We start from the raw sequence: 14,889 nt of genomic DNA on the forward strand, positions 1-14,889 counted from the left end.
CGGCCGGCCGTTCTCGATCGGCGATCGATCCGCGCCTGAGCCATCGCATCACCGAGCCTCCGGCTCGCCCCGCGCCGCCCCGGCCGGCCGTCGGTGGTCCGACGGTTAATCGGACTTAATTCGGGTTCACAGCGCTTCAAAACCCGGAACTCGAGTTCGTCGTTTACCCCCTTCTTTAGGTCGGGACGACAGGCGACAGTCGTGATGAACGCGACGAAGCTGCTCGCGGTCGCCCTGGCGACGCTCCTCGTGAGCGCCGGCGTGGGCGCGGCCGCGACGAGTACCGGAACAGGGGCGACGATCGCCGCGACCGACGCGTCCGTCGACGAGTACGAGGCCGACGCCTCCTACGAGAACGGGACGGCCACGCTCACCGTGACCGCCAACGGAAGCGGCGTCGAGGGACTGTCCGTCGTTCGTGACAACGAGTCGCTCGGCACGACCGACGACGACGGCTCGGTCGCGTTCGACGTGAACGACTCCGAGACCGAATCCGTCGAGCTCGACGTGACCGGCGAGAACGTCTCCGGCACCGTCGTGCTCGCGTTCGAGAACGGCTCGGTGACCGTCGAGGAGGCCGAGTTCGAGTCCGAGATCGACGACGAGGAGGCGAACGAAACCGACGAGAACGAGACCGACCGCCGCGGTCCCGCGATCGGCCTGCCCGAGGACGCCTCGGACAACGCGAAGAACGTGCTCTCGGCCATCAACGCGTACCTGAGCGGCGAGTCGAACGCCAGCACGCTCGGCGAGGCCGTCAGCTCGGTCGCCGGGAACGGCCCCGACGGCGAGCGCGGCCCGCCCGCCGATGTGGGTCCCGACAGCGACGACGAGAACGAGACCGACGACGACGACCGCCGCGGTCCCCCCGAGGACGTCGGTCCCAACGGCGATGACGAGAACGAGACCGACGACGACGACCGCCGCGGTCCCCCCGAGGACGTCGGTCCCAACGGCGATGACGACGAGGATGACGAGGACGACGACGAGGATGACGACGACGAGGACGAGGATGACGACGACGAGGACGACGCCCGCGGTAACAACGGCAACGGGAACGGAAACGGTCGATAACCGGTAACGACCGGTCACGCCGGACGCACGCACCGACCGCGCGGACACGTTCCTTCGGGGACCAACCGCCGCGCGGTCGCGACCGAACGCCGGCCCACGCGCCGGCACACCACACTGACACACGCGACTGGGGGTCCCCGTACCCCCGGACCTGGGGTGAGAGAGGCACGACGGGACGGCCGACGACCGGGGGCGATTCCACCGGGTCGACCGCGGTCGGATCGCCGATGGACGGCGGCGCCGCGCCGCCACCGAACGGGACGGTTCTCTCGAGCGCGGCGTCGCCCGCGGAAGCGATCTCCCGGCAGCACGCGCCGGGTCGCTTTTACTGCTCGACGGCGACCCGTTCCCATGGCACTCGAACTCCTCGCGGACGCGCTGGAGGACCTCGATCCCGACGAGGGCGAGGTCGACACCGCCGAACTCGTCGTCACCGACGACGTGCTCGTGAAGCTGTTCGCGCTCGGCCCCGACGCCGAACTCGACGCCCACGAACACGCCGACAGCACGAACGTCTTCCACGTGCTCGACGGCGAGGTGACCGTCGTCCGCGACGACGAGACGGAGGCGGTGGCGGCGCCGGGCGTGGTTCTCCACGAGCGCGGCGACGTGCACGGCGCGCGAAACGAGACGGATGATGTGGTCGCCTTCACCGCGAGCCTCTGTCCGCTGCCGGGAAGCGGCTGAGGCGACCGCGCCGAAAGGACTGCGCCGGACGGACGGCGCCGTCGCTACGCTGACGGAGCGAACGGCGAGAACGGAGAAGTCGGAAGCGACGTTACTCGATGAGGACGGCGTTGACCTGGCCCGTCTGGCCGGGTCGGGAGGTGACGCGTGCCTCGCCCTCGCTGGTGGCGATGACGGCGCCCTTCGTGATGATGTTCCGGCGGACGTAGTTCACGTTCGAGGGGTTCTCCTCGACGCCCTCGATCTCGGCCTCGACGGTCTCCTCGCCGGTGGCGACCTGCGCGACGTTCGTCGAGAGCGCGCGGGTCTTCTCCTCGGTGCCGCGCGAGTCGATGACGCGGAACCGGGGCTCGCCGACGGTCGTCTCGGCGGGCTCGCGGCCGAGCTCGTGTCGCTTCTTGTTGCTGGAGGGTCGTCGAAGGCCGCCGGTCCGCTTGCGCTTCCTGCGTCCGCTCTGGTCTTTCATAGCGGGTAAAACCCCGTGCGGCTACTTGAATCGCTCGAATCGGATCTCGCCCTCTTACCGCTCGTCGGCGTCCTCGACGCCGGCGTCGGTGATCCGGAACCGGGCGGACTCGCCGGCGGCCTGCGAACGGTGTTTCTCCAGCGTCGCCCGTCGGTTGCCGCCGCGGAACCGCTCCAATCGGAGGATCACGCCCGTCCAGTGCTCCAGGGTGTTGCCGCCGAGCGGGCGGTCGCGGTCGGCGTCGGGGTCGGTGAACACCTGGTTGGTGATCACGACCGCCAGATCGTGTTTGCGCGACAGCGACAGCAGGTGGGTGACGTGGCGCGCGACCTCGCGCACGGACTCGCCGCCGCGGGAGTCCTCGGTGCGCTCCAGCCGGTAGAAGCCGGTCGCCGAGTCGAGGACGATCAGGTCGACGCCGTCCGCCAGCTCGGAGGCGTCCTTCACCGCCTCCCCCTGCTCGGCGAAGCTCATCGCCTCGCTCACGACGAGCCGGCCGGCGACCTGCTCGACCGGCTCGTCGGAGCGCGCCTCCGCGATGTCGCGAAAGCGGGTCATCGAGAGGTCCTCGGTGTCGATGTAGAGGACCGAGCCGCCGTCGGCGGCGACCTCGACGGCCGCCGTCAGCGCGAGGTTCGTCTTCCCCGACGCCGGCGGGCCGTACAGCTGGGTGACGACGCCGCGCTCGATGCCGCCCCCGAGGAGGTCGTCGACGGCGTCACTGCCGGTCGTGAGGAACTCGGACACGGGCGGTGGTGGGTCGGCACCACGCAAAAACCTCCCGAGTGCGGGGCGAGCGACGGCGGGCCCCGCCCGGGCGAAGTGGCCGCGCTCGATCGTCGCCGCTTGCGGGACCGCCGCGCTCAGTCGTCGCCGCTCGCGGGACCGCCGCGCTCGTCGACGTACTCGAAGCCGTCGCCGTCGGTCATCGCCACGCCGGAGCCGTCGGCGCCGCTCTCGTCACCGGGCCTGATATCGTCACCGACCGGGGCGTCGTCGCCGACGACAGCTCCGCCGTCGGCGTCCTCGGACACGTCGAACCGGGCGACGAGTTCGCGCAGTTCCTCGACCCGCGCCGAGAGCGTCTCGGCGGACTCGCTCACCTCGGTGACTGCGGCGGTCTGCTCCTGGGCGGACGCGGCGGCGCTGTCGACGTCGGCGCTGGTGCGCTCGCCGATCTCGGCCACCTCCTCGGCCATCGTCACGACCTCCTCGGTGGTCGCCGCCTGGTCGTCCGTGGCGGCGTCGATCGACGCGACGCCGTCGTTGGCGTCGTCGATCCGCTCGCCGACCGTCTCCACGGCGTCGAGCGCCTCCTCGACGACCTCGACGCCGTCGTCGACGACCTCCTCGGTCGCGGCCATGTCGTCTGCCGCCGTCGTCGACGCCTCCCGCAGCGTCTCGATCCGGGCGGCGATCTCGTCGGTCGCGTCGCTCGTCTCCTCGGCGAGGTTCTTCACCTCGTCGGCGACGACGGCGAAGCCGTCGCCCTCCTCGCCGGCACGGGCGGCCTCGATCGAGGCGTTGAGCGCCAGCAGGTTCGTCTGCTCGGCGATCCCGTCGATGAGATCGACGACCTCGGTGATCTCGGCCATCTCGTCGGCGACCCGGTCCACCTCGTCGGCGGTCCGGTCCGTTCGGTCCGCGACGGCGGTGAACGCCTCCAACGCGTCCTCGGCGGCGTCGCCGGCGTCGTCGGCGCTGTCGGCGGCCTCCGCCGAGAGGGTGGACACGTCCGCGGCGGTCGCTGCTATCTCCTCGACGGTGGCCGAGAGGCCGCTCATCTCGCCGCTGACCTCGCTCAGTCGCTCGGCCTGCTCGTCGCTCGCGCCGGCGACGTCGGTCATCGCACGGCTGACCGAGGCGCTGGCGTCCTCGATCTGGTCGGCGCCGGCGGCGACGGCCGCGGCGCGCTCGTCGGCCTCGTCGGCGAACGTGCGGACGGTGCCGACGGTGTCCTCGAGGTCGTCGACCATCCGGTTGAACGAGGCGGCGATCTCCTCGAGCGCCTCGATGTCGGCGTTCTCGTCGAGCCTGACGGTGAGGTCGCCGTCGGCGGCCCGCTCCATCGCGTCGCCGTACTCGTTCGCGCGGCGCTCCAGCGAGTCGGCCAGCGCCTCGGCCTCCGCTTTCGCGTCCGCGGCACGCTCGCGTTCCGTCTGCGCCTGCTCGATCCGGTCGGACAGGTCGTCGCGCATGTTCCCGAAGGAGCCGTACAGCGTACCGATCTCGTCGATCCGGTCCGTCGAGACGGACACGCCGAGGTCGCCCGAGCCGAGCGCCCTGGCGCGGTCGCTGAGGTCGTCGAGCGCGTCGCCGGTCGGCTTGGCGATGACCACACCCGCGAACAGGAACCCTGCCAGGGCGGTTGCGACGAGCAGGAGGATGTTCTGTCGGACGCCGGCGGCGACCGCGTACGCGCCCTCCGCCGGGACGTGCACCGACATCACCCACGTGGTCCCCGGAACGCGTGCGTACGAGACGACGAGCTCGCGGTTCAGCGAGTCCTCGATCGCGGCGTCCTCGGTGACAACCTCGTTTCCGTCGAGCGCACGCTGGAAATCGCCGCCGGTGGCGCCGAGGTACGATTGGCTGATCGCGTCGGGATCGTCGGCCATCACCACGATGCCGTTGTCGTCGACGACGCGAACGAAGCCGCCGTCGACGGGCGTGGAGAACCCCTCGCCGACCGCTCGCGTGTCGGCGACCAGCACCACCGCCCGGTCGGGCGCGGAGGGGACCGCGCTGACGAAGCCGATCAACGGCCCGTCGTTCGTCCGGTACACCGACGAGGTGGCGGTTCGGTCGGCGGAGGCGGGGGTCACCGCCGGGGCCCACGCCAGCGACGCCTCCGCGAGCGACGCGTCCTCGAGGTCCGGGTCGCTGGACGCGAGCACGGTCCCTTCCTCGGTGTCGACGTAGTGGATCGCGTGTACGTCGTTCGGAAGGGCCCGAAGCTCCGTGGTGAACACCGGCCGGAGCTTCGCGGTGTTCCCCTCCCGAACGTCCTGGTACTCGGAGATCATCCGCACGGCCGTGCTCCGCTGGCTCATCCACTCGGAGAGCCCGTCGGCCTCGGACGTCGTCACCGTCGTCAGGTCGTTCCTGACGTTCTCCTGAAGGTCCGCGGTCGTCGAAGAGACGGCGTACGCGCCGACGCCTCCCGTCGCGAGGATCAACACGAACAACACCGTCGCGAACTTGCGAACGATCCCGCGACGTATCACGTCCGGAACCAGCCGGGCACCTACCGAACGCTCGGAACGATCCGTCATCTTATTTCGACCTTCTCCATCCCACGCTTAACAGTAGCCCCGCAGGTATCACAGCGGAGAATCAGTGACGGCGGCCGGCGTCACCGTCAAGCCGACGAGCGCCGTACGTGTGGGCGAGTGATCGTAGTCGTCACCGACGATTTCGCCCTGTATCACGCCGCGGTCGCCGAGCTGCGCGAGCGCGGCGCGACGTTCACCACCCGCGAGCCCGGCGTCGAACTCCCCGAGCGCGCGGCGGTCGTCATCTCCGCACCCGACGACGACCTCGACCTCCCCGACGAGTCCGTCGAGCACGTCACCACAACCGCCGACCGGGTCCGCGACGGTGTCGAGGAGGCGCTCGGCGGGCTCCGCGGGACCGAGGGCCGGACGGTGGTCGGCGTCGACCCGGGCGAGCAGCCGGGGATCGCCGTGATCTCGGGCGACACGGTGGTCGCCGCCTACCACGTCCCGTTGGGCGAGGCCGTCGACACCGTGCTCGCGGCGGTGGACGACGAGCCGGACGCGCTGGTGCGCGTGGGCGACGGGGACCGCCTTCGGAGCGCACGGGTCGTGAACGGACTGGAGGAGGTCTCCGTCGAGCTCGTCGACGAGTCGGGGACGACGCCGACGCTCGGCCGCGGCGCCGGCGGGAAGGGGATGGCCGACGTGCTCGCGGCCGTCAACATCGCCCGCATGGAGGGGGAGCCGGTGGAGACCCGCGCGGTCGAGCCGACCGCCGGCGAGATCCAACGGATCAAAAACGAGTCGCGCGACCGGTCGAGCGGCGATCTCACCGTGAGCGAGGAACTCGCCCGCGAGGTCGCCCTCGGCGAGCTGACGATCGCGGAGGCCATAGACGAACAACGCGACGGCTGACCGTCGCCGGACGGCGTGTCGGCCAACCCTCGCCGACGGACGGCGACGGAACGCGGCTTAGTCCCGACCCACGAACACGGTCTTCACCCGCGCGCCACACTTCGGACAGCACAGCGTCTGCCACGCGTCGGCGTCGAGGCCGCCCATCGTCTCGGTTCGGGTCGCCTCGGCCGACGTGAACTCGGCACCGCAGTTGTCGCAGGTGTAGTCCGCTCCGTCGGTCATCGGTCGTCGGCAGTCGGCTCCGCAAGGCGCTCGCGAACGATCGCCTCCGCGCGGCGGAGCACCTCCCGAACCGGGACGCCCGCCTCGCGCGCGGCCGCCGCGGCGTCGTCGTACTCGGCGCTCACGTCGTACACGTCGCCGTCGGCGTCGCTGGCGACCTTCACCGGGATCTCGTGGGGGTCGCCGTCCTCCGCAAGCGCGAGTTCGACGGTCTCGAAGCGACGCTCGGCGATCCAGCGGTGGCTCGCGCCGCCCTCGCGAACGCCGAGCGTGCCGGTCTCCTCGGCGAGCCGGCGGGCGACGCGGTCGGCGTCCTCGGGCCGGCAGATCACCTTCACGAGGTGGCCCGGACGCGACTTCTTCATCGTCGCCGGGAGGATCGACACGTCGCGGGCGCCCGCGTCGGCGAGGGTGTCCTGGAGGCCGCCGAGCACCTCCGGGGCCGCGTCGTCGAGGTTCGTCTCCAGCACGGCCACGTCGTCGCGGACGAGTTCGCCGCGCTCGGCCTCGCCGACGACCGCCCGGAGCACGTTCGGGCGGTCCGGGAACGTCCAGCCGCCGGCGCCGTAGCCCGACTCCTCGACCCGAAGCGAGGGGAGTCGCTCGACGCCCTCCGCGTGGTGGGCGAGGATCGCCGCGCCCGTCGGCGTGAGCAACTCGGCGTCGACGGGGCCGCCGCGCAGCGACCAGTCGGCGCGCTCGGCGATCTCGACGACCGCGGGCACCGGAACCGGGTAGACGCCGTGGCTGAAGTCGACCTCGCCGTCGCCCGTCGCGAGCGGCGTCGTCACCACGCGGTCCGGGTCGAGGTCGTCGAACAGCAGGCACGCGCCGACCACGTCCGCGATCGCGTCGTCGGCGCCGACCTCGTGGAAGTGCGTTCCCTCCAGGTCCGTGCCGTGGACCGAGGACTCCGCCTCGCCGAGGATCTCGAACGTCGCGAGCGCGTCCGCCCGGACCGACTCCGGGAGGTCCATCCCCTCGACGACCTCGACGACCTCGGCGTACGTGCGCTGGGGCCCCTGGCCCTCCGCGTTGTGGTCGTGATCATGGTCGTGGCTGTAGTCGTGGTTGTGATCGTGGTCGTGGCTGTAGTCGTGGTTGTGATCGTGGTCGTGGCTGTGCTCGTGGTCGTGGCTGTGCTCGTGGTCGTGGTTGTGCTCGTGACCGTGATCGCCGTCGTGACTGTGACCGTGGCTGTGGTCGGAATCGTCGCCGTGGGCGGGATCGTGATCCGGATCGTCGCCGTGGGCGGGCTCGTCGTCGCTACCGAGGTGTCGCACCCGAGCGCGGGTGCTCGCGATGCCGTTCCGCTCGGTCGGTTCGAACTCGTAGCGCACCGGGAGGGCGTCCTCCACGGGGGCGAGCACGTCGGGGTCGGCGCCGGCGGCGACGAGCGCGCCGAGGACCATGTCGCCGGCGGCGCCCATCCGGCCGTCGAAGGCGATCGTTCGCATGGTCGTCCGATCGCCCCGGGTCGTGAAGTCGCTACCGCCACGGCGCCGCAGGCGCCGCAGGGGCCGCGGTCGTCGGGCCGACCGGATCCCGACTCGGTCGCCGTCGGCGGTGGTGTTTTCAGTCCGGGCCCCGTATCGTGCGAGTGATTAGCACGTCTTGCGTCCCCGCCGCCGACCCGGGATTTCCACGTTCCGGCGCCACGGCGCGCAACGGAGGGCTTAACAGCCGTCCGGACGGACGTATTTCGAACGAACACCAGTCAACCCCATCATGAATGAAGTCCAACTCGAAGTCGCGAAGGCGTACCCGAACGACTCCGGCCGGGGGATCGCCCGCCTCGACCCGGACACCCTGCTGCACCTGAAGCTCTCTCCGGGCGACATCATCGAGATCGAGGGGGCGGAAACCACCGCCGCGAAGGTGTGGCGCGCCGACCGGCAGGACTGGAACACGGACACCGTCCGCATCGACGGGTTCACGCGCCAGAACGCCGACGTCGGTATCGGCGAACGCGTCACGATCCGCAAGGCCGAGGCCAAGAAGGCGGAGAAACTGACGCTCGCGCCGCCCGAGGAGGCGTCGGTGCAGTTCGGTTCCGACGCCGCCGGCATGGTGAAACGCCAGATCCTCAAGCGCCCGGTCGTCGAGCGCGACATCGTCCCCGTGATGTCGAGCACGAACCACCCGTTCATGCGCTCGCCGGGGCAGGCGATCCCGCTCATCGCCGTCGACACCGAGCCCGAAGGCGTCTGTCTCATCACCGAGGACACCGAGGTCGAACTCCGCGAGGAGCCCATCTCCGGGTTCGAGAAGACCGGCGGCGGGATCACCTACGAGGACATCGGCGGGCTCCAACAGGAGATCCAGCGCGTCCGCGAGATGGTCGAGCTGCCGATGAAGCATCCCCAGATCTTCAAGAAGCTGGGGATCGAGCCCCCGCAGGGCGTCCTGCTTCACGGCCCGCCCGGCACCGGGAAGACCCTGCTCGCGAAGGCCGTCGCCAACGAGACGAGCGCGTCGTTCTTCTCGATCGCCGGTCCCGAGATCATCTCGAAGTACTACGGCGAGTCCGAGCAACAGCTCCGCGAGATCTTCGAGGACGCGAAAGACGAGTCGCCCTCGATCATCTTCATCGACGAGCTGGACTCGATCGCGCCGAAGCGCGAGGACGTGACCGGCGAGGTCGAGCGCCGCGTCGTCGCCCAGCTCCTCACGATGATGGACGGGCTGGAGACGCGCGGACAGGTGATCGTCATCGCGGCGACCAACCGCGTCGACTCCGTCGACCCCGCGCTCCGGCGGCCGGGTCGCTTCGACCGCGAGATCGAGATCGGCGTCCCGGACGAGGTCGGCCGCAAGGAGATCCTCCAGATCCACACCCGCGGCATGCCGCTGTCGGACGACGTCGGCCTCGACCGGCTGGCCGACGAGACCCACGGGTTCGTCGGCGCCGACATCGAGAGCCTCACGAAGGAGGCGGCGATGAAGGCGCTGCGGCGCTACCTCCCGGAGATCGACCTCGACGAGGAGGACATCCCGCCGAGCCTCATCGACCGGATGATCGTCAAGCGCGACGACTTCCAGGGCGCGCTCGCCGAGGTGGAGCCCTCGGCGATGCGGGAGGTGCTCGTCGAACTCCCGAAGGTCACCTGGGAGGATGTCGGCGGCCTCGACGACGCCCAACAGCAGGTGAAGGAGGCCGTCGAGTGGCCGCTCCGGACGCCCGAGAAGTTCGAGCGAATGGGCATCGAGGCGCCCAAGGGCGTGCTGCTGTACGGCCCGCCCGGCACCGGCAAGACGCTGATGGCGAAGGCCGTCGCCAACGAGACGAACGCGAACTTCATCTCGGTGCGCGGCCCGCAGCTGCTGAGCAAATGGGTCGGCGAGTCCGAGAAGGCGATCCGCCAGACGTTCCGGAAGGCGCGGCAGGTGGCCCCGACGGTCATCTTCTTCGACGAGCTCGACAGCCTCGCGCCCAGCCGCGGACAGGAGATGGGGAACAACGTCTCCGAGCGCGTCGTCAACCAGCTCCTGACCGAGCTCGACGGGCTGGAGGAGATGGAGAACGTCATGGTCATCGGCGCGACGAACCGCCCGGACATGATCGATCCGGCGCTCATCCGCTCGGGGCGGTTCGACCGGCTCGTGATGATCGGCCAGCCCGACGAGGAGGGGCGCGAGCAGATCCTCAAGATCCACACCGACGACACGCCCCTCGCGACAGACGTGAGCCTCCGGGAGCTCGCCGAGCGCACCGACGGCTACGTCGGCTCCGACCTCGAGTCGATCGCCCGCGAGGCCGCCATCCAGGCGCTTCGCGAGGACGACGACGCCGAGGACGTGCACATGCGCCACTTCGAGCAGGCGATGGAGGCGGTCCGGCCGACCATCTCCGAGGAGATCATGAGCTACTACGCGGACATCGAGGAGCAGTTCAAGGGCGGCGGCACCGACAGCCTCCGCGCCGACCGCGGCGGGCGGATCGGCTTCCAATGAACCTCTTTTAACGGGGGCCTCGCGCGCCTTCGGCGCGCTCGACCCCCGTCAAAACCCGTTCATGTCGTCGGATTCCGCAGGAATCCGACTGCTGACGGGAAATCTTCGATTTCCCGTAATGCCAAAACTGCCGCTCGCTCGGCCTTCGGCCTCGCTCGCGGAACAATCGCTAGTGCGAACCGCAACCGCAGACGGTTATCTATCTGTGTGCCTGAGAGTAGTGGTAGATCAATATTTCAGTCATTTCCGGGTGAAATATCTGCTTAATGGGGGCTGCTTATTGCTCATGCGGACGGACGACAGGTTCTTCTTTCAACTGACAGCGCACAAAACATATACACATTCGAGATGACGAGTTGGTGTGAAGCGCCGCACTGTGCTGCACGCGGCGGCAGCTGGTGTTGTCACGATGAGTGGCTGTGCAGCCATGGGATCGCACCCACCGGAGAGCACGAACGATCTAGAGCGGTTCGACCCGACAACTAGGGACGACCGAGGGGATGTCGATAATCCAGTCGTCGAACAGAATGGCGACTACGAACCCCATCATGTGTCGGTCTGGAATGCCACCGACGAGCCTCGGCAAATCAGCCTCGAAATCACCGACCGGTCGAACCAGCGCGGGTTGTTCGAAATGACCGAGACAGTCCCGGTGGATGTCGCCTTGAAGGTGACACTTCCCGATCGCTCAACGTACACCATCGAACTCCGAGTACCCGTTCTTGACGCCCAACAGACGTTGCGAGTACCGTCACAGCGATTCGATTGCAACGAATCAACCACCCAAATTGGAGTCTTTTCGAGCGGTGAGATTCGCTCGACGATTCTCACAACTTCGCTCCGGTGCTAACTGTACAGACTGTATCTATCGCTGACCGCTCTTCTTTCCAGAACGCCCCCAACTAAAACGACTGATAGGCCGGGATTGCGAACGTATCGGCGAACGTCCCGTCTGGTTACGTCTTTAATCCATGTCCCGTAAGTGGCATCACCACGTCTGCATCTGGCCCAAGCGTTCCGCGTTCTCGATACGCCGCAAGTGCCGCTGGCGCGATCGCTGAGGTCGGTTCCACGTAGAACCCGTGTGAGTGGAGCCGGTCTAGCTCCGTTTGCACCGCATCTTCCGTAATCGCAATCGCGTCACCATCGGTTTCAGCGATCGCATCCAGGAGTTGTTGCTTTCGTGTCGGCTCCCGTATATGGACGCCATCTGCGACGTCGTTCTCGCTCTCGGGAACCTCGTGAAGTTCGCTCGCAATCGGGGCGTGTCCTGCGGCTTGCGCGCCGAGCAGACGCGGCACCGTCTCGATCCACCCTGCTTCGGACAGCGCTTTGAATCCACGGTACGCGCCCAAGAACAGCGTTCCGTGGCCGAGCGGCATCACGATCGCGTCAGGGACGTTCCAGTCACGTTGGAGCGCGAGTTCGTACGCGAACGTCGCCGTCCCAGCGGAGAACGCCGGACTCCACGAGTGACTCGCGTACCAGCCGTCGCCCGACTCGACAGCCTCGATGCATGCATCGGTCGCGGCTTGGCGTCCGCCTTCGATTCGAACGGGTGTCGCACCGACCCGTTCGATCCCGCGGAGCTTCCCGTCTCTTACGGAGGCCGGAACGTAAATCTCCGCGTCGAGGCCAGCGCGAGCCGCGTACGTTGCGATGGCAGCCCCGCCGTTCCCTGATGAATCTTCGACGACTCGTTCTGCGCCACACGCAATGGCATGGCTGATAGTCGTGGTTGCACCCCTATCCTTGAAGCTCCCCGTTGGCGAGACGTATTCGAGTTTAAACTGCGCATCCCATATTGATGACGAAACCAGCGGTGTCATTCCTTCGCCGAGAGATGTCCTTTTCTCAACTGGAATGAACATATCGAACGACCAGAGTCCGTCTCGGGTATCGAATTGACTTGGGTCTGGCCGGTCGGATGCCGGAAGCGGTTGGTGAGTGAAGTCAAGGACGCCGCCACACTCACACCGCCACTGGTTGGTGTATGTCCGCCCACACGAAGAACAGACAAGTTCGGGAGTACTCATGGACTCTTCTAGTCAAGAGGTATAGAGGAATGTTTCGGTGTGTGGCAACACATCTCTCACTACGCGACAGTCGATAAGTGCCCTGTAGTTACTGATTGCTGAATACATTCTCTGTATCTATCGCTGACCGTTCCTCCTTCCAGAACGGTCCCAAGTAGAACAACTCGTAGGTCGAGACTGCGAGAATAGCATCCGCGAGCGAAGCGAGCGGTTCACCGCCGGAGCGGGGTGAACCCCGCGACGGCGGCTTTTTGGCATGAACGGGTTTTCGCCGAGCGGTTCCCGCAGGCCGCCGGAGTTCTCGTGAGCGAAGCGAACGAGAGCACGGAAGACGAGTGAAGCGAGTCTTCCGGAGGCGGCCGAGGAAACCCGAGGCGAAAAGAGGTTCAGTAGATGAGTTCGTCGTCGTTCTCGACCATGTACAGCGTCCGGGCGGCGATGTTGACCGCGTGGTCGCCGACGCGTTCGAGGTCGCGGACCGTGAGCAGGAGCCGCGAGACGTCCGTCATCAGCTCGTCGACGTCCTCGGCGTCGACGCCCTCGCGTTCGAGCAGCTCCCGCACGACGGCGCTGGAGGCGTCCTCACACAGCGCGTCGACGTCGTCGTCGGCCTCGGCGACCGCGTAGCAGGCGTCGGCGTCCTCCTCGGCGTAGGCGGTCATGGCGTCGTCGAGCATCTCCAGGGTCGCCTCGCCGATGCGCTGGACGTCCACGTCGGGGAACACGTCGCGCTCGGCCTGCAGGGTGTACCCCCCGAGGTTGGTGGCGAGGTCGCCGATCCGTTCGAGGTCGGTGATGATCTTGAACGACGCCGCGATGAACCGGAGGTCCCCCGCGACCGGCTGCTGGAGCGCGAGCAGGTCGACGCAGTCCTGCTCCAGATCGAGGTACAGCTGGTTCACCTCCGCGTCCTCGTCGATGACGCGCTGGGCGAGCTCCTCGTCTTTCGCTTCCAGGGCGTCCATCCCCATGCGGAGGCGCTCGGCGACGATCTCGCTCATGTAGAGCACGTCCTCGCGGAGTTCCTCGAGGCGTTCCTGATACTGTTTCCGTGGCATACTCACGACTCCCTCGGCGCGGGTCGTAAGGGTTTGTGTTCGCGCGCTCGTTCGTGTATGGAGCCCACCCCAACGCTCCCGAGCGGTCCCGAGCGACCACGAGCGCGGCTCGTGCCGTCCCGCCCGTCCCGTTCGGTCGCCGCCGACGTTATGCCGGCGTCGCCCCTACGATCGGCGTGTTTCGTCGGTCGTTCCTGCTGGCGGGGGTCGCGGCGCTGGCCGGCTGTTCGTCCACGGGGAGCGACGCCGGCGGCCGGACGGTCAACCCCGCCCTGCGGGCGACGCCGACGGCCTCGCCTACCCCGACGCCCGAGCCGACCGCCTACGGCGCCGGCGACGCGGACGCGCTCGACCGCCCGCGGTCGGTGATCCTCTCGAACCGGCTCGTCAGGTCCGAGTGGGTCACGCTCCGGATCGAGGCGAACGGGACGGGGGTGCGCTCCCGAACGGTCCGTGTTCCGCCGGCGGGCCGGACCACCCTCGCGGACGTGTTCGGCGCCGCGCGTCCGTACACCGTGTCCGTTCGGACCGCCGACAACCGCCGACGGACGGTCAAGTGGGCGCCCGGTCCGGGCGGCGACGACCTGGGGATCGACCTCGACGGGGGCGTGAGCGTCCGGGACGTGTACCCGCCGTCGGCCGCCCCGGCGTTCGTCGAGGGCTCGACCGGCGGACTCCTCGCGTCGACGACGGCGGACGGGACGACCCTCGCCGTCGACGCCCCCGGCGCGGGCGGCCGCGTCAGGGTCGCCGCCTCGGGCGGCGGAGGGTCCGCGGAGGTCGACCTCCGGGTCCCGGCGGGCTCGCGCGTGCCCGTGCCGTTGTCGGTGTCGCGGGGACGGATCTCAGTCCGTGTCGAGACCGACGAGGGACGCGACCGTCACGGATGGCGGCCGTTCGAGGACGGCACGCTGTACTGCCTGTTGGGTCCGACGCCGCGGCTCGTCTGCGACCTCCTCGTTCGGGACCTGCTCGTGGAGAACGCGACCGACGACGAGGGCCCCGTCGACGTACGCGTCCGGGCCGACGGGGAGCGGGTCCTCGACCGGACCGTCTACCCGGCCGCGGGCGCGACGGTTCGGCTGCCGACGGCGGTCCCGCCCGCGGGGTGGTTCACCGTCTCGGCGACCCGCGACGGCGAGGAGACGCGACGGTCGTTCGCGCGGTGTCCGGCTCGCGGGCCGCTCGTGGTTCGGCTGACGGACGGGAGGATCGATATCGGATCGAGGGCTGCCGATGGCGACCGCTGAAGGGAG

General features: G+C 68.7%; 13 protein-coding genes. 6 read left to right on the forward strand and 7 right to left on the reverse strand.

Going from position 1 to position 14,889, the window contains the following annotated elements:
* Positions 1-204: 204 nt before the first annotated feature.
* Both K6T36_RS06270 and K6T36_RS06275 read left to right on the forward strand, forming a co-directional pair.
* Positions 205-1,074: a hypothetical protein gene (locus tag K6T36_RS06270; protein ID WP_222923086.1), complete on the forward strand. Its 870-nt coding sequence runs from the start codon at positions 205-207 to the stop codon at positions 1,072-1,074.
* 351 nt (positions 1,075-1,425) lie between these two features.
* On the forward strand, positions 1,426-1,761 hold the full coding sequence (locus K6T36_RS06275; RefSeq protein WP_222923087.1) for a cupin domain-containing protein: 336 nt from the start codon (positions 1,426-1,428) through the stop codon (positions 1,759-1,761).
* 91 nt (positions 1,762-1,852) lie between these two features.
* On the opposite strand, the gene K6T36_RS06280 is transcribed toward K6T36_RS06275, so the two are convergent.
* From K6T36_RS06280 to K6T36_RS06290, 3 genes are all read right to left on the reverse strand, one after another.
* A complete protein-coding gene (locus K6T36_RS06280; protein ID WP_222608583.1) occupies positions 1,853-2,227 on the reverse strand; it encodes a 30S ribosomal protein S8e in 375 nt (124 codons plus the stop codon).
* Positions 2,228-2,281: 54 nt separating this feature from the next.
* Positions 2,282-2,974 carry a DNA repair and recombination protein RadB gene (radB, locus tag K6T36_RS06285; RefSeq protein WP_222923088.1) on the reverse strand — a complete coding sequence of 231 codons (693 nt, stop codon included), beginning with the start codon at positions 2,972-2,974 and terminating at the stop codon, positions 2,282-2,284.
* 116 nt (positions 2,975-3,090) lie between these two features.
* Positions 3,091-5,502, reverse strand: a complete 2,412-nt coding sequence (locus K6T36_RS06290) for a methyl-accepting chemotaxis protein (RefSeq protein ID WP_222923089.1) — start codon at positions 5,500-5,502, stop codon at positions 3,091-3,093.
* 117 nt (positions 5,503-5,619) lie between these two features.
* On the opposite strand from K6T36_RS06290, the gene K6T36_RS06295 reads away from it, so the two are divergent.
* On the forward strand, positions 5,620-6,360 hold the full coding sequence (locus tag K6T36_RS06295) for a RuvC family protein (protein WP_222923090.1): 741 nt from the start codon (positions 5,620-5,622) through the stop codon (positions 6,358-6,360).
* Positions 6,361-6,417: 57 nt separating this feature from the next.
* Here K6T36_RS06295 and K6T36_RS06300 read toward each other — a convergent pair whose 3' ends face one another.
* A complete protein-coding gene (locus K6T36_RS06300; protein WP_222923091.1) occupies positions 6,418-6,585 on the reverse strand; it encodes an FmdB family zinc ribbon protein in 168 nt (55 codons plus the stop codon).
* Positions 6,582-8,042 (reverse strand): nickel pincer cofactor biosynthesis protein LarC, encoded by a 1,461-nt coding sequence (larC, locus tag K6T36_RS06305; protein WP_222923092.1) that lies wholly within the window; start codon positions 8,040-8,042, stop codon positions 6,582-6,584. The genes K6T36_RS06300 and larC overlap by 4 nt, the downstream gene beginning before the upstream one ends.
* Before the next feature lie 271 nt (positions 8,043-8,313).
* Between larC and K6T36_RS06310 the strand changes: the two genes are divergently transcribed.
* Complete coding sequence (locus K6T36_RS06310) at positions 8,314-10,539, forward strand: CDC48 family AAA ATPase (RefSeq protein ID WP_222923093.1); 2,226 nt, start codon at positions 8,314-8,316, stop codon at positions 10,537-10,539.
* A 361-nt stretch (positions 10,540-10,900) separates the two neighbouring features.
* A complete protein-coding gene (locus K6T36_RS06315) occupies positions 10,901-11,389 on the forward strand; it encodes a hypothetical protein (RefSeq protein ID WP_222923094.1) in 489 nt (162 codons plus the stop codon).
* 106 nt (positions 11,390-11,495) lie between these two features.
* On the opposite strand, the gene K6T36_RS06320 is transcribed toward K6T36_RS06315, so the two are convergent.
* Together K6T36_RS06320 and phoU are read right to left on the reverse strand one after the other, a co-directional pair.
* Positions 11,496-12,575: a pyridoxal-phosphate dependent enzyme gene (locus K6T36_RS06320; RefSeq protein ID WP_222923095.1), complete on the reverse strand. Its 1,080-nt coding sequence runs from the start codon at positions 12,573-12,575 to the stop codon at positions 11,496-11,498.
* A gap of 386 nt (positions 12,576-12,961) precedes the next feature.
* Positions 12,962-13,633 carry a phosphate signaling complex protein PhoU gene (gene phoU, locus K6T36_RS06325; RefSeq protein ID WP_222923096.1) on the reverse strand — a complete coding sequence of 224 codons (672 nt, stop codon included), beginning with the start codon at positions 13,631-13,633 and terminating at the stop codon, positions 12,962-12,964.
* Between the two features lie 176 nt (positions 13,634-13,809).
* Between phoU and K6T36_RS06330 the strand changes: the two genes are divergently transcribed.
* Positions 13,810-14,883, forward strand: a complete 1,074-nt coding sequence (locus tag K6T36_RS06330; protein ID WP_222923097.1) for an Ig-like domain-containing protein — start codon at positions 13,810-13,812, stop codon at positions 14,881-14,883.
* The last annotated feature ends 6 nt before the right edge of the window (positions 14,884-14,889 follow it).

Origin of the sequence: Halobaculum roseum, from assembly GCF_019880245.1 — an archaeon.
GTDB classification, from domain to species: Archaea; Halobacteriota; Halobacteria; order Halobacteriales; family Haloferacaceae; genus Halobaculum; species Halobaculum roseum.

Coding starts and splice junctions, on each gene's coding strand:
- K6T36_RS06270 (WP_222923086.1), top strand. CDS start 205: ATGAACGCGACGAAGCTGCTCGCGGTCGCCCTGGCGACGCTCCTCGTG.
- K6T36_RS06275 (WP_222923087.1), top strand. CDS start 1,426: ATGGCACTCGAACTCCTCGCGGACGCGCTGGAGGACCTCGATCCCGAC.
- K6T36_RS06280 (WP_222608583.1), bottom strand. CDS start 2,227: ATGAAAGACCAGAGCGGACGCAGGAAGCGCAAGCGGACCGGCGGCCTT.
- K6T36_RS06290 (WP_222923089.1), bottom strand. CDS start 5,502: ATGACGGATCGTTCCGAGCGTTCGGTAGGTGCCCGGCTGGTTCCGGAC.
- K6T36_RS06300 (WP_222923091.1), bottom strand. CDS start 6,585: ATGACCGACGGAGCGGACTACACCTGCGACAACTGCGGTGCCGAGTTC.
- larC (WP_222923092.1), bottom strand. CDS start 8,042: ATGCGAACGATCGCCTTCGACGGCCGGATGGGCGCCGCCGGCGACATG.
- K6T36_RS06310 (WP_222923093.1), top strand. CDS start 8,314: ATGAATGAAGTCCAACTCGAAGTCGCGAAGGCGTACCCGAACGACTCC.
- K6T36_RS06320 (WP_222923095.1), bottom strand. CDS start 12,575: ATGAGTACTCCCGAACTTGTCTGTTCTTCGTGTGGGCGGACATACACC.
- phoU (WP_222923096.1), bottom strand. CDS start 13,633: ATGCCACGGAAACAGTATCAGGAACGCCTCGAGGAACTCCGCGAGGAC.